Genomic DNA, 17,982 nt, shown 5'->3' with positions numbered 1-17,982 from the left:
AGACACGCCCTGCCTGGCCGAGACCGCCCTTTCCCGACGCGCCAGGCTCATGAGAACAGGCACCCGCCGTTCACGTCGATGGTGGCGCCGGTGAGATAGGAGCCGTCCGGGCCGGCGAGGAAGGAAATCGCCGAGGCGATCTCCGACGGCTCGGCGGCGCGGCCGACCGGGATCTTGTCCCATTCGGTTTTCTTCATCGCCTCGAAAGTGACGCCGCGCTTGGCCGCCTCCTCGTGCAGGGCGTCGAGATGCATGGAGGTCGCGACGTTGCCCGGCGCCACCGAGTTGACGCGGATCTTGTCGCCAGCAAGCTCGGCGGCGGCCGTGTGGGTGAGCGAGATGACGCCAGCCTTGGACGCGCAGTAGGCGCCGAAGAAGCCGTGCCCGCTCTTGCCGTACCAGCTCGACACCGTGACGATCGAGGCGCCGTCGGCTGCCCTGAGCGCCGGGATGAAGTGTTTCATCAGCAAGAGGTTGGCGCGCAGGTTGATGTTGAAGACGCGGTCCCATTCCTCGACGTCGAGCGTCTCGATCGAGCCGACCTTCTGCAGCACGCCGGCGACCAGGCCGAGGAATTTCAGCGGCGCGCCGATCGCCGCGATCTCCCTGTCGATGGCGCCGTAGTGCGCCGGGTCGGTGATGTCGGCGGAAACGCCGACCACCGTCGCCCCGGTGGAGGCGGCGACTTCCCGCGCCACCTCCTTCACCTTGTCGGTGAGGTCGACCAGAACCAGCGAAAAGCCGTCCCTGGCCAGCCGCTCGGCGGTGGCGCGGCCGATGCCGCCGGCGGCGCCCGTCAGAACTCCGGTGCGCGCGCTCATTGCAGGATCATCCCGCCGTCGATCAGCAGGACCTGACCGGTCATGTAATCCGACTGCTGCGACCACAGGAAACGCACCGTGCCGACGACGTCCGACGGCTTGGCGACGCGGCCGAGCAGGATCTGGCTGGCCAGCGAGTTCATCGCCTCGCCCGGCGCCGAGCTGGCGCCCATGGCCAAGAGGTCGGCGTCGAGCTTTTCCCACAGCGGCGTGTCGACGACGCCCGGGCCGAAGGCGTTGACGGTGATGCCCTTGCCGGCGAGCGCGCGCGCCGCCGCCTGGGTCAGGCTGATCACTGCCGCCTTGCTCGCCGAATAGGGCGCGAAGTCGGCAAAGCCGGTGCGCCCGGCGATCGAGGCGGTGTTGATGATCTTGCCCCTGGTGCCGTCCGCGATCATCGCCTTGGCGGCTTCCTGGATGCCGATCAGCACGCCCAGCGCGTTGACGTTCATGATCGCGTGCCAGGTTTTCTCTGTCGCCTCCAGGAAAGGCTCGGGCTTGTTGAAGCCGGCATTGTTGACCATCACCGAGATGCCGCCGAACTGCTTGCGGCAGATGGCGATCGCGGCCTTCTGGTCGTCCCGGCTGGTCACGTCGACCCTGGCGAAGACGACGCGGTCCGGATGCGCCTTGCCGAGTTCGGCGACAGTGCGGCCGCCGACTTCCGGATCGATGTCGGCGATGACGACGCCGTAGCCGTCCTCCATCAGCGCCGTGGCGATCTGCCGGCCAATGCCTCTGGCGGCGCCGGTGACGACGGCGCCCTTCCCTTGTGTGCTCATCTTCTCTTCTCCTCTCGAAATTTCGGATACTGGTCCGTCCGCCCGTCAGGCATGCGCATGGCGCGTCCTTCCCTTGCGGCGTAGCTGATAGTCTAGCAGGAGCATCGCCAGCAGGATGGCGCCGGTCACGATGCTCTCGAACGATCCCGGAATGCCGCCGAGCGCCACCGCCGACGAGATCAGCCGGATGATGAGCGCGCCGAGCAGCACGTTGACGATAGTGCCGCGCCCGCCCTCCAGCGGCACGCCGCCGACCACCGCGACGGTGATGCCGGCCAGCAGGAAGCCGTCGAAGCCGATGCCGGACGCGGAGCCGGAGCGCAGCGCGGCGAGGATGCCGGCCGTGGCGCCGAGCATCGCCGAGCCGGCGAAGGCGGCCATGTAGACCCGTGTGGTCGACACGCCGGAACCCCGCGCCCGCTCGACATTGCCGCCCACGGCATACATGGAGAGCCCGAGCTTGCTGTTGCGCATCAGCCAGCCGACGGCCAGCACGATGGCGAAACCGATGATGCCGAGCAGCGTCACCGGTCCCCACGGAATGACCAGCGCGTCCGAAATGTGGAAGAGGTCCCCCGGCAGGATCGCCGGACGTTTCGGCGCGAGCACCAGCGCCAGGCCGCGCAAAGCGATCAGCATGCAGACCGTGAGAACCAGCGAGTTCACGCCGGTGCGGTCGATGACGTAGCCGATGACGGCGCCGTAGAGGCCCGCCGTCAGCAGGGCGACGACGATGCCGAGCGTCAGCGAGGTTTCCGCCAGCGACAGCGCCATGATCGCGGCGACGGCGGCGACCGAGGCGACGGCGAGGTCGAGCTGCCCAACCACCATGGTCAGCATGATGCCGGTGCCGACCAGCGCGATCAGCCCGATGTTCTCGGTGATCGAGGCGGCGTTGGAGATCGTGGCGAAGCCCGGGACGGTGGCCGACAGCACGACCAGCAGGACGGCGCAGACGGCAAGCCTGACCTTGAAGCCGGCGTCGAGATCGAGCAGCCTGGTCATGGGTTGCGCGCCTTCAGCAGCGTCATCGACAACAGCACGCCGCCCGCCAGCAGACCTTTGATCAGATCGCGCACGCCGGCGTCGATGCCGAGCAGCAGCATGATGTTGCCGAGCATGGTGAGCACGATGGCGCCGAAACCGGCGCGCCAGAGCTGCCCTTCCCCGCCCTGGATGGCGATGCCGCCGACCAGGATGGCGGCGACCACGTCGATGGTGAGGCCGCGGAACATGTCGCTCTTGGCCTGCGAGACCTGGCCGACCACCAGGATGCCGACCAGGGCTGCCGCAAGTGCGGCGGCGACGAAGGCGAACACGACGATGCGCCGCGTCGGCACGCCGACCAGGTCGGCGGCGCGCGCATTGGCCCCGGTCAGAACCATCTGCCGCCCGAGTTTGGTGCGCGACAGGAACAACGAGCCGAGCACCAGCAGCACGGCGAAGACGATCGCCTGGTTGGGAATGCCGAAGGTGGTGCCGCCGCCCAGCCAGGCGATGGGGTTGGGGCTGAGCGTGATGGTGCGGTTGTCGGCCAGCATCACCACGGAGCCGAACAGCACGGAGCCGAAGGCGAGCGTCGTGACGATCGGATTGAGGCCGCGCGACACCAGATAGCCCTGCGCACCGCCGAGCAGGACGGCGGCGGCGAAGGCCAGCAGCACCGCGACGAGGGCCGGCTGGCCGGCCGAGACGGCCGCGGCGAAGATATAGGCCGCCGTCACAGCCTGCTGCTCGATCGCCAGGCTGACAAACTTGCCGCTGATGGTGATCGCGGCGGTACCGATGGCGGCGATGCCGGTGATGGCCGAGGCCTGCACGACGGCGATCAGGTTGGGCGCGGTGCCGAAGCCGTCAACAGTTAGCGCCGCGACGCCGGCCAGAGCGAGGATTGGCAGGAACGGCGCGGCGCGGCGCAGCCAGGCGCGCCCGCCGCCCTTTGCCGGCTGCGCCGAACCCTGCCGTGCCGCGACGTCATTCACGCTCAAGTCCGCCATGTGTGATCCATTTGGCGAGCCCGTCGCGGGAGAACGTCCGCGACGGCGCTTCGTGCACCAGTCGGTTGCCGTGGAAGACGAGCACGCGCTCGCCGAAACCCAGAACCTCGTCGAGATCGGTGCTGGCGAACAGCACCGCCAGCCCCTCGTCGGCAAGCGCGCGCAGCAGCCGGTATATTTCGGCGCGGGCGCCGACATCGACGCCGCGCGTCGGCTCCTCCAAAAGCAGCACGCGCGGATTGTTGGAGAGCCATTTGCCGATCGACACTTTCTGGGCGTTGCCGCCCGACAGCGCCCGCACCGGACGTTCGCGATAGGCCGGCAGGATGGTCATGCGCTCGGCGATACCCTCGACGGCGCGGCGCAGTTTTGAGGCGCTGGCGATGCCCCAGAGACCAGAGGCGGCGAGGCCCGGCGCGCTCAGGTTCTCCCATACCGGCAGGTCGCGGAAGAAGCCGTCGAGCTGCCGATCGTCGGAGCAATAGGCGACGCCCGCCTTGGTACGCTCGGAGTCGAAGGCGATGCTGCCGGCGGTGACCGGACTGACGCCGGCGATCGCCCGCAGCGGCTCGACGAACCCACTGCCGAGTTGTCCGCAGGTGGCGACCACCTCGCCCGGCCGCAGATCGAGGCCGACGGGAGACGCCAGCCCGGCGGTGGTAACTCCCCTCAGGCTGACCGCCGGCTGCGCGCCGGGTTTTCTCCCGGACAGACCGGAATTCGGGTAAAGTTCATCCAGATTTCGCCCGATCATGGCGTGGACGACCCGCGTTATGGTCGCATCTCCGGTGGAAAAATGGTCGGCGAGGCGGCCGTTGCGCAGCACCACCGCCTGGTCGCAGATCTCGTCAAGCTCGTTCAGCCGGTGGGTGATGTAGAGGACGACATTGCCTTCCCGCGCCAGCCGGCGCACCGCCTCATGCACCAGCGCGATGTCGCTGTCGGCCAGCGCGGCGGTCGGCTCGTCGAGGACGAGCACCCGTGCGTCCTGCGCCAGCATGCGGGCGATCTCGACGAGTTGCCGCTCACCGATGGTCAGCTCCCCGACGGATCTCGCCGGGTCGACATGGCCGAGGCCGAGGCGTTGCAGATAGGGCCTGCAGAGCGCCGGTGCCGTCCGGCGCGACAGCCAGCGCGACGGCTGCGCCAGCATGAAGTTCTCCGCCACGCTGAGGTTCGGCAGCACGCTGATTTCCTGCTGCACCACCGCCACGCCGGAACGTCCGGCCCGCCCGGGCGTGGACAGATCCACCTTCTCGCCGTCCAGGCGGATGCTGCCCCCAGTCGGCGCGATCAGCCCGGACAGGATCTTGACCAGCGTCGACTTGCCGGCGCCGTTCTCGCCGAGCAGCGCCGTGACCTTGCCGCGCTCCGCCCGGAAGCTCACATCCGTCAGCGCATGGACCGGTCCGTAGGACTTCGATAGGCCGCTGATTTCCAACATGCTTTTCGTGCCGCTGTCTGGCTGGTCGGGGCGCCGCACCCGGCGCCGTCGATCGCGGGGCGGACGGACCCTGGGCCCGTCCCGCTCGGGAGTGCGTTCAGTAGACGCAGTGGTCCTGGAAGGTCTCGCCCCACAGCTTGAAACTCGAGAGCACCTCGCCCGCCTTGTCCTTGTCGGTGCCGACGACGACCTGCGGGTTCGGGATGATGTTGATCTTGCTCGGCGCGAAGTTGAACTCGGGCCGCGCGTCGGCCGTGTCCGGCGCGACATACTGGCCCTCCGTCACCTGCTGTCCGTATTCGAAGTAGCGGGCGACCACGTTGAGCGAGAACCAGCCTTCGAGCCCCGCGGCCTGCACACCGGTGGCGAACTCCTTGGCGGTCTGGATGGCCGAGATGTCGGCGATGCAGGTGGCGCTGACCAGATAGACGTCCTTGCCGGGCACCAGGCCGACCTCCTCCAGCGCCTGCACCGCGCCGGTCACCGGCCCGTCCGACAGGCCGTAGACGAAGTTCACGCCCTTGCCGCGGATGCTGGGGATGAGCTGGCTCATCGCCTTGTAGCCGCTGGCGTTGTCGAAGCCGGCATATTCGGTGGCGATGACGTTGAAGGGCTTGTCCTTGGTTGCCTCCAGGAAGCCGGCCTCGCGGTCGTCGCCGGCGGAATAGCCGGGGATGAATTTCAGCATGACCAGATTGCCGCCGTCGCTCGCAAGCTTGCCGCCGGCCGCCACATAGGCGTCGCGCGCGGCGATGGCGTTCTTGCCCGCCACCTGGCCGTTGAAGAAGTCGTCGACGCCGGCATAGGCGACGACCAGGTCCTCGGCCTCGGGGCGCAGCGCCTGGTTGACCTGGAACACCGGCACGCCGGTGCGGCTGAGGCGCCGCAGCGTCGCCAGTCCCGCCTGGTTGTCGGCCGGCCACCACACATAGGCGGCCGGCTGGCTGGCCGAGCCGATACGCTGCTGCGTCTGGGCATCCTGCTCGGTCTGGTCGAAATTGTTCTCGATGACCGTCAGCTTGTAGTTGGCCTCGGCCGCGCTCTTCTCCGCGCCGCGGATCCACTGCGCCAGATAGGCGTTGCTGCGGCTCGGCATGAGCACGACGATTTCCTTGCCCTCGCCGTCGAGCTTTCCGTCCGGCGCCTGCGCCAGGGCGGGCACGGCTGCGGTCGTCAGGGCGAAGGCAATGGCGAAGCGCGCCAGACTGTTCGTATCCATCCGTTCCTCCCAAAGTGGATGCGGGACTGATTAATCCGCAAGAAAACGCTTGTCAATCGATTGCAAAGGATGTTTCGTGCGCTCGTCGAACTTGTTACCCTGCGGGTTCAGGGCCGCGAAGGGCATGAAATCGGATGGACGCGAGGGTAAGCCCCAGCAGGATGGCTGCGGGGGAAAAATATGTTCAAAATGAAAAATCCACCTGTGGTAGCAAGCCGGCCCGGCCGCCTGTCGCCGGCGAGCCGGGAGAAAAGGAAGACGCCGATGGCGGAACGAAACATCGCGTGCGGGCAATGCGTTAGCGAGAGGCCCCAGCGGGCATGACACGGCTCAACATGCGCGAACTGGCGCGCAAGCTCGGGGTCGACCGCTCGACGATCTCGCGCGCGCTCAGCGAGGACAAGGCCCATCTGGTCGCGGCCGAAACCCGCGAGCGCATCCGCGAGGAAGCGCGCGCCGCCGGCTACCGGCCCGACCTGACCGCTGCCTCGCTGCGGCGCGGACGCTCGCACACGGTGGGCGTCCTCGTGCCCGATCTCGGCAACGAGACCTTCATCAACGTCATCCGCACGATGTTCCGGCATCTCGACCAGCGCGTCGTGCCGCCGCTGACGCCGCTGATCGCCGAGACGCTCGACCAGTCGGGGGCGACGCGCCACCTCGTGCAGACCTTCCTGTCGCGCCGCGTCGACGCCATCGTCTCGCTGGCCTCCACCGAGACCGATGCCGACGTGCTGCGCGACGCGGCCAAGGAGGCGCCGGTCGTCCTGGCTATCCGTGCGATCTCCGGTGCAAGCTTCCCGTCAGCACTCTGCGACGACCGCGCCGGCGGCGCCATGGTTGCCACGCACTTCGCCGATCGCGGCCACAAGGTGGTCTGCCAGGTCCAGGGCCCGCCGATGGCCGCCACCTTCAAGCAGCGGGCACGCGGTTTTTCGGAAGTGTGCCGGGACCGCGGCATCGCCGAGATTCCCCACGGCGTGTTCGCCGACAACGCCACATCAGCCGCCGGCAAGCGCGCCCTCGACGCCCTGCTGGCGGCCAGCCCGCGGCCGACCGCCGTGTTCGCCCACAACGACGCGCTCGCCCTCGGCATCATCGAGGCGATGCGCCATCGCGGGCTGCGCTACCCCGCCGACCTGGCCATCGTCGGGTTCAACAACACGCATCTGTCGCGCGTGCTGGCGGTGCCGCTGTCGACGGTCGACTATCCGGTCGAGGAGGTCAGCCGGCACGCGGGCGAGCTCGTGCGCAACCTGATCGGCAATCCCGGCTACACGGTCGAGAGCCGGTCGTTCACCCCATCGCTGATCGTAAGGGCTTCTTCGTAGTCATTTCGCTCGGCAATCCATGTCCTCAACCAGCCTGAAGGCCGCCGCCGCGGACGCGGTCCGACCTACCGACGATGAAGCCCGTCAACGCCGCTCTCGGCGCGACACATCCAGGATTCCGGGCTGAGCGATGCCGAAGCGAGGACATTACCGATATGAGAATCTTTGCAATCGATTGACAACACGTCTTCTCGTAAGCATAAAATACAGGACCGCATGCCCTCCCGAGGAACCGAAATACCTTGGATAAGGAGCGGCGTCTGGCAAACCAGGTCGATTCGATTGTTACCCTGATCGCTCTCGGGAGGTTGCGGCGGGTTTTCACAACACATACTGCAATCGATTGTTGATCCACAAAGCAAGGGGAGTGAGCATGTCTCGGGAAGAGGATATCGTCAGGGCCATTCCGGCAATCCGGAATTCGGTGTCGCGCCGTGCCTTCATGCAGCTTGCGGCGGCCGCCGGCATCGCGGTGCCCGTCGGCGCGGCAGCGGGCGCCTTCGCCAATCGGGCGTTCGCGGCGCCGGCCGGCAAGGCCGCCACCTGCGTCGCCACGCCGGCCAACGACTATTGGGCAGCCTTCATCAAGGGCTTCAAGGCGACCGCCGGGGCGCTCAACGTCGAACAGGTCGAGCTCTATCACGACAATGACGCCGCCCGCGAGATCAGCCAGGTGCGAGGCCTGCCGACCCAGGGCGTCAACATGCTGATCAACACCGTCGTCGCCGCCGGCGAAGTGCCGATGATCGCCAAGCTCTGCCAGGAGAACAAGGTCTACTACACCGCGATCTGGGAGATCCCGGCTTGGTTCACGCCCTCCGACGTCGGCGACTACTTCGTCAACTACATGACCGCCAACTCCGTCGAGGCCGGCTACCAGGTCGGCAAGGAACTGTTCAAGTCGATCGGCGGCGAGGGCGAGGTCGTCCACATCAAGGGCCTCGCCACGCCCACCGACGATGCCCGCACCGCCGGCCTGATGAAGGCGGCGGCCGAGTTCCCGGGCATCAAGCTGGTCGGCGGCCTGCGCGGCGACTGGGTCCGCGAGAAGGCGCGCACCGTCATGCTCAGCATGGTCACCGCCTATCCCAACATGAAGGCGGTGTTCGCGCAAAACGACTCGATGGCGCTGGGTGCCCTCAGCGTGCTCAAGGAGCGCAACCTGACCAACGTGAAGATCGCGGGCATCGACGGCCTGTCGGAAGGCCTTCAGGAGGTCGCGAAGGGCGAGCAGTTCGTGGCCACCAACACCTCGCTCGCGCCCTACCAGGCCGGCTTCGCCGCCGTGACGCTGTTCGATGCGCTGTCCGGCTGGAAACCCCGCCTGGCGGAGCGACTGCTCTACACCGGGTCGCTGACGGCAACCGCCGAAACCGCCGCCTCCATCAACGAGAAAATCTACCAGGGCGCCGAGCTGCCCTTCGACTGGGCGAAGATGAGCCGCACGCTCAATCCCGACAATTGGGACCCGCAGAACAACATCTATCCGATCGATCCGGCCACCCAGTGGGCCGGCCAGGACGGACAGGACAAGCTCAACCCCGCCTATGCCGACGCGGCGGCGTGGAAGGCCGAGTTCGACGCCGTCACGAAACTCTACGCCGACCACTACAAGAGCGGCCCGTTCAAGTGATCGCACAGACCGTGGCGGGTCGTCCGGACATTCCGGACGATCCGCCGCCGGCCGGCGCGCCGGTTCTCGAGCTTCGCGACATCTCCAAGACCTATCCCGACGCCAGGGCTTTGTCCGGGGTGAGCTTCGTCCTGCGCCGACACCAGATGCTCGGCCTGGTCGGCGAGAACGGCGCGGGGAAGTCGACGCTGCTGTCGATCATCAACGGCACCGTGCGCCCGGATACCGGATCGATCGCGATCAACGGCCAGGCCGTGCGCTTCGGCCATCCGACCGAGGCGGCGCGCAACGGCATCGCCACGGTGTTCCAGGAACAGGGCCTCATCCCGACCTTGCCCGTGTTCGAAAACATCTTTCTCGGGCGCGAGCAAAAATTCACCATCGCCGGTGGGTTGCGCCGGCGCGCCATGATCGCGGAAGCCCGAAGCGTGCTCGACGAATTGCAGGTCGATGTCGCCCCGACGGCGCTGACCGGCTCCCTGTCGTTCGGCGAGCGGCAGCTCGTCGAGATCGCCAAAGCGTTCGCGCTCGGCCGGATCTACCCGGTCGAGCCGATCATCCTGCTCGACGAGCCGACCAGCGCGCTTTCCGACAACGAGGCCGCAAAACTGTTCGACGGCATCCGCCGGTGGCGTGCGCGCGCCTCCTTCGTGCTGGTCTCGCACCGCCTGTCCGACGTCTTCGCGGCTTGCGACGAGGTCGTGGCGCTCAAGGACGGGCAGGTCGTCGACCAGCGTCCGATCGGCAGCATCGACGAGACAGGCCTGCACGAACTGATCGTCGGCCGGCAGCGCAACGACGCCTATTATCGCGAGGCCAGTCAGCGCGAGCCGGCCTCCGCCATCGTGCTCAGAGCCGCCGGCCTCGCCAAGCCGGGGCATCTGCGCGGCGTTTCCCTGGCACTGCGCGAAGGCGAGATCCTCGGCGTGGCCGGCGTCCTCGGTTCGGGCAAGTCGACGCTGGCCAGGATCGTCGCCGGGGCCGAAGCGCAGAGCGACGGCGATGTCGTTGTGGCAGGCGCCCGCCTGCGGCGCGGCTCGCGGCGCGACGCCATCCGCCACGGCATCGGCTTCGTGCCGGCCGAACGCACCGTCGCCGGCATCATCGGCACCGACACGGTCGACTGGAACCTCACCCTGCCCAATCTGAAGCAGATCGCGCTGGGCGTGCTCGGTCTCGTGTCGTCGCGGCGCAGCCGGGCGCTGACGCTCGAGTGGATGCAGCGCCTCAAAGTGCGCGCTCCCGGCCCCTCCGCCGCCTGCCGGACGCTGTCCGGCGGCAACCAGCAGAAGATCGTCTTCGCCAAATGGCTGGCGCGCGGCGTCCGCATCCTGGTTCTCGACGATCCGGGCCGCGGCCTCGACGTCGGCGCCAAGGAAGACATCTATTCGCTGATGCGCGAGATCGCGGACGCAGGCGCCGCGGTGCTGCTGGTCTCCGACAACCTGCCCGAACTGATCGGGCTCTCCAACCGTATCATGGTGCTTCGCGACGGCGCGGTCTCCGCCGTCGTCGAGGCGCCTAGGGACGCCAAGCCACGCGAAGTCGACGTGGTTTCGGCCATGCTATAGGGGCGAAGATGGCCGACAGACCGGCAAGCGCAGTCAAGACCATGGGCGACCTCGACCTCCGAACGATCATCCTGCCGCTGGTGGCGATCGTCGTGCTGATCGCCTACTTCACCTACATCAACCCGCTGTTCTTCTCCTCGGCCAACGCGCTGAACATCGGCCGGCAGTCGGCCGTGCTGCTGATGGTCGCGCTGGCCGGCACGGTGGTCATCCTGATCGGCTCGATCGACCTGTCGGTCGGCGCGCTGGTGACGCTCGCCGGCATCCTGGCGGCGCTCACCGTCGACCGCTTCGGCGTACCCGGCGCGATACTCACCGGCGTCGGCGTCGGCGCACTGGTCGGCCTGATCAACGGCAGCCTGGTGACGATGCTGCGCGTCCCGTCCTTCCTCGTCACGCTCGGCATGCTGTCCATCCTCTCCGGCGTCACCAACCAGATATCGCAAGGACAGTCGATCCTGTTCATGGACAGCCTGCTGCCCGACATCGTCAACGGATCGGTGGTGCTCGGCGTGCCCAACGTCATCTGGTTCGCGCTGATCGCCACGGCGGTGCTGACGGTCGTCGCTTTCCGTACGAAACTCGGCCGCTATCTCTATGCGCTCGGCGGCGGCGAGATCGTCGCCGCGCATGCGGGCGTACCCGTCACCTTCTACAAGATCCTCGCCTTCGTGCTGGCCGGCGCGATCTGCGGCCTGGCCGGCGTCATGCTGACGGGACAGGTCGGCGCCGGCACGCCGACGGCCGGCGGCAGCCTGCTGCTGAATTCGATCGCTGCCGTGGTCATGGGGGGCACGGCGCTCTCCGGCGGCATCGGCGGTCCGCACCGCACCTTCCTCGGCGTGCTGGTCATCGCCATCTTGACGAACGGCATGGACGTGACCGAGGTCAACAGCTTCACCCAGGACATCGTCAAGGGCGTGGTCATCATCCTGGCGGTATCGCTCACCATCGACCGCTCGAAATATCTCTTCATCAAGTGACAGGGAGTGAGAACATGAAGGCGTCGCAAAAGAGGAAGTTCGGGCGCACGGGGCTCGACGTCACGGCGATGGGCCTCGGCACGGCACCTCTCGGCAACCAGTTCCGCGCGGTGCCGGAGGAGGATGCCCGCGCCGTGATCAAGGGAGCGTGGGATGCAGGGCTCCGCTATTTCGACACCGCACCGATGTATGGGCACGGCCTGTCCGAGCATCGCCTGGGCGAATCGCTGCGCGCCTTTCCGCGCGACGAATACGTGCTCTCCACCAAGGTCGGGCGGCTGCTGAAGCCGGTACCGGCGGGCGGCCTCACCTCCTTCTTCTGGGTCGACATGCCGCCGTTCGAGGTCGTCCACGACTACAGCTACGACGGCTGCATGCGCTCCTTCGAGGACAGCCTGCAGCGGCTCGGCGTGTCGCGCATCGACATCGCCTTCATCCACGACATCGACGTCTTTTCGCACGGGCCGGAGCTGCAGAAGCAGCATTTCCGCACCGCCATGGACAGCGGCTGGAAAGCGCTCGAGAAGCTGCGCTCGGAAAAGCTGGTGTCGGCCATCGGCGTCGGCTGCAACGAATGGCAGGTGTGCGAGGCGGCGCTGCGCGAACGCGACTTCGACTGCTTCCTGCTCGCCGGCCGCTACACCCTTCTGGAGCAGGACGCGCTCGACACCTTCCTGCCGCTCTGCGAGGAGCGCGGCGTCGCCATAGTGCTCGGCGGCGGCTTCAACAGCGGCATTCTCGCCGCAGGGGCGGTCAAGGGCGCCCATTACAATTACAGCGAGGCGGGGCCGGAAATCCTCGAACGGGTCGCGAAGATCGAGGCGGTGTGCCGGGACTACGACGTGCCGCTCAAGGCGGCGGCGCTGCAGTTCGTGCTCGCCCATCCGGCGATCCCGACGAACATCCCCGGCACCCGGACGAAGCGGCACCTCGACGAGAACGTCGCCCTGATCGGGCATCCCATTCCCGGCGAGTTCTGGGCTGCCTTGAAGAAGCAGGGCCTCATCCGCGAGAATGCGCCGACATAGGGCGATCCGCAGCTTCCGGGCCGCCAAAAGTGCGGACCGGTGCAGCGCCGGCAGCGGAATGCGGAAGCTCCCGCGTCCGAGCGGCCTACGCGCTCAGGCCCGGCGCTCGAGATGCAGCAGGGTCGACGGGTTGAGGACATTCGCCGTGCCCGAGAAGTCATATTCCCGCTTGACGAGCTTGAACTTCTCTCGGGCGGTATAGTCCTCGACGATCGACAGCAGGTTGGTGTTGTAGGCATTGCGCCAGGACCACCATGCCGCGTTTGCCATCTGCCGGTCGACCGATTTTACGTCGCCGCCGAGGCGCTCGCCGATCTTGTCGAAGAATTTGTCATCGTCGGCCGCGCGCCGCGCCATCAGCGCGGATGATCGCTGCCAGCCGACCGGCTCGAAATGGACGAGCGTGACGTCGGCCTGCAACTGCCAGAGCTGCTCGTACAGATCGGGGTCGATGAGGTCGACCTGCTCGACGGAGTGCTTGGTGAAGACCAGGACGTGGCCCTTGCAGTCCTTGAGAAACGAGGCGTCAGGCTTCCTGTAGTCGAACGGATGGGCGGTATAGTTGATCTTGCCGTCGTGCTTGGCGATCTTCCTGCCGCATTCCTGCCCTTCGTCAGTATATTCGGCGCCGTGATAGTGGATACGCCGCGAGCGCGTGGTGCCGAGGGCGACATAGAGCTGGAACAGATTGCTGGACCAGCCGCTGCCGAATTCGACCACCGCCCGGGTATCCGAACGGATGCAGCCCATCAGATAGCGGATCACGCTGACAGTCGAGGTGGTGTAGCGGCCTTCGCATACGTCGGGATAATACAAGGTATCGTCAAGATCGTAGCCGCCCGAGGCGGCGATGCGTTCGCCGAGCGGCCTGACCAGATTTGTCTTTTTGTAGAAGAGCTTCGGATCCTTCCTGCCGATGTCCAGTTCGCGGAAGCGCGCCAGCAGGCTGGCTATGTGGTCGTCCGGCCGCTCGACGACAAATTTCTCGACCTTGTCGAGCACCCTCTGCCAGCTCTCGCCCTGACTTTCCTTCGAACGACCCCTTTTCCGGGTAGGCGTCTTCTCCGGCGAGGCAGCCTTCTTTTTCAGGGTCAAACCGAAAAGCATATTCTATCTCGCATGGGTGAACGCCGAGGCCGGACCCGCTTTCTGCCAAGGAAATCCGTTTTCTGCTATCCAAAATCGCCGTTATTCGAAGAATTTGCGGCACAATTCACCCGCTATATCCAAGTTTTCGACGAAAAAGGGAACGCGTTGCCACGCCCGCAGGTGACTGCGACATCTCTTTGGGGAACAGACTTCAGATAAGCGGCCGATCGCGATCCTCGCCGCGGCGCACCAGACCATCCTCGTCCGGCCGTGCCTCGTCGGTGTTGGCGTAGCCGCCGTCTTCGGTGTCGCCGGCGATTTCCGGGTCCTCGGCCTGGTCGACGGTACTGCGTTCCGGCTGCTCGCCCGTGCGGCGCGGCTGCTGCGGCTTTCCATCCGGGGTCAGGCGGGGCGGTCGTGCGAAGCTGGACATGGCAAGTCTCCTCGGGATGGAAACGCCCATACTTGCACCCGGTTGCACACCGCGTCCGGCAAGGCCGTCCGAGGGCAAGCCAGGCTCCGCCGAAACGCAAAACGCCCGCGCAAGAGGCGCGGGCGTCGTCGCGGCAAACCTTATCGGCCGGCGAACCTTACCGGATCAGCACCGGGCGATGTAGACACGGCCGTAGCGGTCGCGATAGCGGCACTTGCCCGGCTCGCTCGCGTTGCCAATCAGCGCGCCAGCCGTAGCGCCGGCGATGCCGCCGATGATGGCGCCGCCCGCGTCGCCCGAAATCGCCGTGCCGAGCGCAGCGCCACCCAGACCGCCGATCGCTGCGCCCTTTTCCGTTCTCGTGCAGCCGGCGACGGCGGCCGCGACTGCCAGGACGATCAGTATCTTCTTCATGCGCGGAACTTCCTCTCTCTGTGACGCGTATCAACGCCATCTCAAGCGTAACGTTCCATGGGCCCGCCCGCAAGCTGCGCCCCCAGCGGGCACATGACCAATCTTTTCGCATGGTTACATTCGACCGGCACCGCGCGGCACGCAGCCGTTACACGGGCCCGTTACTGTTCGGGCTTCCAGATGGATATGCCTTAGGGACCCGGCTACTTGCCCCAACGCCGGGTCCTTTTTTCTTCAAAGCTCAGCCGACGGCGACCCGGAACCGGGTGGCGTCCATGGCAGCGGCCATCAGCGTACGGGTATAATCCTCGCGCGGTTCGTCGAAGATCGCGGCCGTCTCCCCCTGCTCGACGATCCTGCCGTCGCGCATGACGATGATGTAGTCGGCCATGGCGCGCACCACGGCGAGATCGTGGCTGATGAACAGGTAGGACAGCTCGTGCGCCTGCTGAAGGTCGCGCAGCAGCTCGACGATCTGCTTCTGCACCGAGCGGTCGAGCGCTGAGGTCGGCTCGTCGAGCACGACCACCTTGGGCTTGAGGATCATGGCGCGGGCGATCGCGATGCGCTGGCGCTGGCCGCCGGAGAACTCATGCGGGTAGCGGTTGCGCATCGCCGGGTCGAGCCCGACCTCGCGCAGCGCCTCGATCGCGCGCCGGTCGCGCTCGGCCTTCGACAGGGAGGGCTCATGCACGAGCAAACCCTCGGTGACGATCTGGCCGACGGTCATGCGCGGCGACAGCGAGCCGAACGGATCCTGGAAGACGAGCTGCAGCTCGCGCCGCAGCGGCTGCATCGCCTCGCGGTCCAGTCCGTCGATGTCCTTCCTGCCGAAGCGGATGACGCCCTGGCTCGGCAGCAGCCGGAGCAGGGCGCGGCCGAGCGTCGACTTTCCCGACCCGGATTCGCCGACGATGCCGATGGTCTGCCGCTGCCTCAGCGCCAGCGAAATCCGGTCGACGGCGCGCAGCATCATCGGCGGACCGGCGAACAGCCCGCCGCCGATCTGGAACGTCACCTCGACATTGCGCCCCTCCAGCACCACCGGCGCACCGGCCGGCGGCGACGCCTTGCAACCGGTCGGCTCGGCCGCCAGCAGCATCTTCGTGTAGTCGTGTCTCGGCGCCGCGAAGATCGCCTCCGTCGCCCCCTCCTCCACCACCTCGCCAGAGCGCATGACGTAGACGCGGTCGGCGAGCCGGCGGACGATGCCGAGATCGTGGGTGATGAAGACGATCGCCATGCCGAGCTTCCGCTGCAGCTCGGCGAGCAGCTCGAGGATGCGCGCCTGCACGGTGACGTCGAGCGCCGTCGTCGGCTCGTCGGCGATCAGGATGTCTGGATCGTTGGCGAGCGCCATGGCTATCATCACGCGCTGCCGCTGGCCGCCGGACATCTCGTAGGGATAGGACTTGAAGCGGCGCCGCGGCTCGGGAATGCGCACCAACTCCAGCAGCCGGATCGCCTCCGCCTTCGCCTGCGCCGCCGAGAGGCCGCGGTGCCGCCGGATCGGCTCCATCAGCTGGCTGCCGATCGAATAGAGCGGGTCGAGCGAGGTCATGGGCTCCTGGAAGATCATGCTGATCCGGGAGCCGCGGATCCTGTTCAGCTCGCTTTTCGGCAGGTCGAGCAGGTTGCGTCCGCGATAATCGACCGTCCCTACGGCACTGCCGTTGGACGCAAGCAGGCTCATCGCCGCCATCATTGTCTGGCTCTTGCCGGAACCGGATTCGCCGACGATCGCCACCGTCTCGCCGGCGTCGACGTGAAGGTTGATGCCCCTCACCGCCTCGACCGTGCCGTCGAGCGTGCGGAAGCGCACATGCAGGTCTCTTACCGCCAGGATCGGATCGCCCCCGGCCATCGTCAGCGGTCCTTCGGGTCGAGCGCGTCGCGCAGCCCGTCGCCGACGAAGTTCAGCGCAAACAGCGTCGACACCAGGAACACCGCCGGGAACAGCAGCAGCCAGTTGGCCGTGCCGATGTTCTTGGCGCCGACCGAGATCAGCACGCCCCAGCTGGTCATCGGCTCCTGCACGCCGAGGCCGAGGAAGGAAAGGAAGCTCTCCAGAATGATCACCTGCGGCACCAGCAGCGTCATGTAGATGACGACGACGCCGAGCAGGTTGGGCACGATGTGGCGGGCGAGGATGCCGCGCCGCGACACGCCCAGCGCCTCGGCCGCCTGCACATATTCCTGCCGTCGGATCGACAGCGCCTGGCCGCGCACGATGCGCGCCATGTCGAGCCACAGCACCGCGCCGACCGCCAGGAACATCAGCACGAAGTTGCGGCCGAAGAACACCACCAGCATGATGACGAAGAAGATGAAGGGCAGCGAATAAAGCACGTCGACGACGCGCATCATCACCTCGTCGACGCGGCCGCCGAGGAAGCCCGCCGTGGCGCCGTAGAGCACGCCGATCGCCACCGCGACGACGCCGGCAAGCAGGCCGATCGCCAGCGACACGCGGCCCGCCATCAGCGTCCTCGAAAGCAGGTCGCGGCCGGTGTTGTCGGTGCCGAACAGGAAATATTGCTGCTTGATGGCGCCGCTCACCACCATCGTCATGCCGTCGGCCGACTTCTCCTCGACCCTGGCATCGTCGAACGTGTCGGAACGGTCGACATAGCGCGTGACGCGATCATCGATCTCGCGCGAGGAGGTCACTGTCGCGTAGACCCGCTCCTCCTCCTGCCGCCATTCCTTCAGATCGACGCGCATGCGCTTGACCACGTCGCCCAGCGCTGTCTCGATCATCTCGGCCTTGGGATAGGCGGACAGGCTCGGCGGCGTGCGCACATAGTCGGCATAGATGGTGGTGTACTGGTGCGGCACGAACCACGGCCCGACGATGCAGACGACGGCCATCAGGCAGAGATAGATCAGGCTGACCATGGCGGCGCGGTTCGCCTTCAGCCGCGCCCAGGCATCGCCCCAGAAGGAGCGGCCGACCACGGGCTGCTCCAGCATGGCTGCGGCGGTGAGATCAGTCATGGTCGTGCCCCGCAAACGCCCCCTCCACCACGCTTCGCGTGGTCCCCCTCCCCCGCTTCGCAGGGGAGGATCCAGGGTCGCGGCCGGCCGCGCCGTCGATCCTCCCCCGTTTACGGCAGGGCTGTCCGGGGAAAGTTGTTGGTGAATCGAAATGCCGCAGGCGCATGCCCCGAGAGACGGGGATTTTCCGTCTACCTTCTGGTTGTCGAGACTCAGAAAGGGACGGGGCATGCGCTTTGC

Annotated in this window: 16 protein-coding genes; 5 read left to right on the top strand and 11 right to left on the bottom strand. The window is 67.0% G+C overall.

Features of this window, described 5'->3' with window-relative positions; translation table 11 throughout:
- Window positions 1–47: 47 nt before the first annotated feature.
- The 6 genes from C7I84_RS24210 to C7I84_RS24185 all read right to left on the bottom strand — a co-directional run bounded on the left by C7I84_RS24210 (window position 48) and on the right by C7I84_RS24185 (window position 6,263).
- Complete coding sequence (locus C7I84_RS24210; RefSeq protein WP_106774795.1) at window positions 48–821, bottom strand: SDR family NAD(P)-dependent oxidoreductase; 774 nt, start codon at window positions 819–821, stop codon at window positions 48–50.
- A complete protein-coding gene (locus tag C7I84_RS24205; RefSeq protein WP_106774794.1) occupies window positions 818–1,603 on the bottom strand; it encodes an SDR family oxidoreductase in 786 nt (261 codons plus the stop codon). Before C7I84_RS24205 ends, C7I84_RS24210 begins: the two co-directional genes overlap by 4 nt.
- 45 nt (window positions 1,604–1,648) lie before the next feature.
- The gene (locus tag C7I84_RS24200; RefSeq protein ID WP_106774793.1) at window positions 1,649–2,608 is read right to left on the bottom strand and encodes an ABC transporter permease; all 960 of its coding nucleotides are present in this window, start codon (window positions 2,606–2,608) and stop codon (window positions 1,649–1,651) included.
- Window positions 2,605–3,600: an ABC transporter permease gene (locus C7I84_RS24195; RefSeq protein ID WP_165816196.1), complete on the bottom strand. Its 996-nt coding sequence runs from the start codon at window positions 3,598–3,600 to the stop codon at window positions 2,605–2,607. Before C7I84_RS24195 ends, C7I84_RS24200 begins: the two co-directional genes overlap by 4 nt.
- Window positions 3,578–5,044, bottom strand: coding sequence for a sugar ABC transporter ATP-binding protein (locus C7I84_RS29820; protein WP_165816195.1), 1,467 nt, complete (start codon window positions 5,042–5,044; stop codon window positions 3,578–3,580). The genes C7I84_RS24195 and C7I84_RS29820 overlap by 23 nt, the downstream gene beginning before the upstream one ends.
- A gap of 97 nt (window positions 5,045–5,141) precedes the next feature.
- Window positions 5,142–6,263, bottom strand: coding sequence for a sugar ABC transporter substrate-binding protein (locus tag C7I84_RS24185; protein WP_106774791.1), 1,122 nt, complete (start codon window positions 6,261–6,263; stop codon window positions 5,142–5,144).
- Window positions 6,264–6,583: 320 nt separating this feature from the next.
- On the opposite strand from C7I84_RS24185, the gene C7I84_RS24180 reads away from it, so the two are divergent.
- The 5 genes from C7I84_RS24180 (at window position 6,584) to C7I84_RS24160 (ending at window position 12,809) form a co-directional block, all read left to right on the top strand.
- Window positions 6,584–7,594, top strand: coding sequence for a LacI family DNA-binding transcriptional regulator (locus C7I84_RS24180; protein ID WP_106774790.1), 1,011 nt, complete (start codon window positions 6,584–6,586; stop codon window positions 7,592–7,594).
- 373 nt (window positions 7,595–7,967) lie between these two features.
- Window positions 7,968–9,227, top strand: coding sequence for a sugar ABC transporter substrate-binding protein (locus C7I84_RS24175; RefSeq protein WP_106774789.1), 1,260 nt, complete (start codon window positions 7,968–7,970; stop codon window positions 9,225–9,227).
- Window positions 9,224–10,798 carry a sugar ABC transporter ATP-binding protein gene (locus C7I84_RS24170; protein ID WP_106774788.1) on the top strand — a complete coding sequence of 525 codons (1,575 nt, stop codon included), beginning with the start codon at window positions 9,224–9,226 and terminating at the stop codon, window positions 10,796–10,798. The genes C7I84_RS24175 and C7I84_RS24170 overlap by 4 nt, the downstream gene beginning before the upstream one ends.
- An 8-nt stretch (window positions 10,799–10,806) precedes the next feature.
- The gene (locus C7I84_RS24165; RefSeq protein ID WP_106774787.1) at window positions 10,807–11,781 is read left to right on the top strand and encodes an ABC transporter permease; all 975 of its coding nucleotides are present in this window, start codon (window positions 10,807–10,809) and stop codon (window positions 11,779–11,781) included.
- 14 nt (window positions 11,782–11,795) lie between these two features.
- Window positions 11,796–12,809 carry an aldo/keto reductase gene (locus tag C7I84_RS24160; RefSeq protein WP_106774786.1) on the top strand — a complete coding sequence of 338 codons (1,014 nt, stop codon included), beginning with the start codon at window positions 11,796–11,798 and terminating at the stop codon, window positions 12,807–12,809.
- Between the two features lie 93 nt (window positions 12,810–12,902).
- On the opposite strand, the gene C7I84_RS24155 is transcribed toward C7I84_RS24160, so the two are convergent.
- The 5 genes from C7I84_RS24155 to C7I84_RS24135 form a co-directional block, all read right to left on the bottom strand.
- Window positions 12,903–13,811, bottom strand: a complete 909-nt coding sequence (locus C7I84_RS24155) for a hypothetical protein (protein WP_133170149.1) — start codon at window positions 13,809–13,811, stop codon at window positions 12,903–12,905.
- A 298-nt stretch (window positions 13,812–14,109) separates the two neighbouring features.
- On the bottom strand, window positions 14,110–14,331 hold the full coding sequence (locus tag C7I84_RS24150) for a hypothetical protein (protein ID WP_106774784.1): 222 nt from the start codon (window positions 14,329–14,331) through the stop codon (window positions 14,110–14,112).
- Between the two features lie 165 nt (window positions 14,332–14,496).
- On the bottom strand, window positions 14,497–14,745 hold the full coding sequence (locus C7I84_RS24145; RefSeq protein WP_106774783.1) for a glycine zipper domain-containing protein: 249 nt from the start codon (window positions 14,743–14,745) through the stop codon (window positions 14,497–14,499).
- A 241-nt stretch (window positions 14,746–14,986) separates the two neighbouring features.
- Entirely contained in the window at window positions 14,987–16,609 is a 1,623-nt protein-coding gene (locus C7I84_RS24140) for an ABC transporter ATP-binding protein (RefSeq protein ID WP_106774782.1), read from the bottom strand.
- Between the two features lie 2 nt (window positions 16,610–16,611).
- Complete coding sequence (locus C7I84_RS24135; RefSeq protein WP_106774781.1) at window positions 16,612–17,742, bottom strand: ABC transporter permease; 1,131 nt, start codon at window positions 17,740–17,742, stop codon at window positions 16,612–16,614.
- Window positions 17,743–17,982 lie beyond the last annotated feature (240 nt).

The sequence above is a fragment of the Kumtagia ephedrae genome (assembly GCF_003012745.1).
Lineage (GTDB): Bacteria > Pseudomonadota > Alphaproteobacteria > Rhizobiales > Rhizobiaceae > Kumtagia > Kumtagia ephedrae.
The sequence above is the reverse complement of the archived record's forward strand: the minus strand, read 5'-3'. Positions and strand labels throughout refer to the sequence as shown.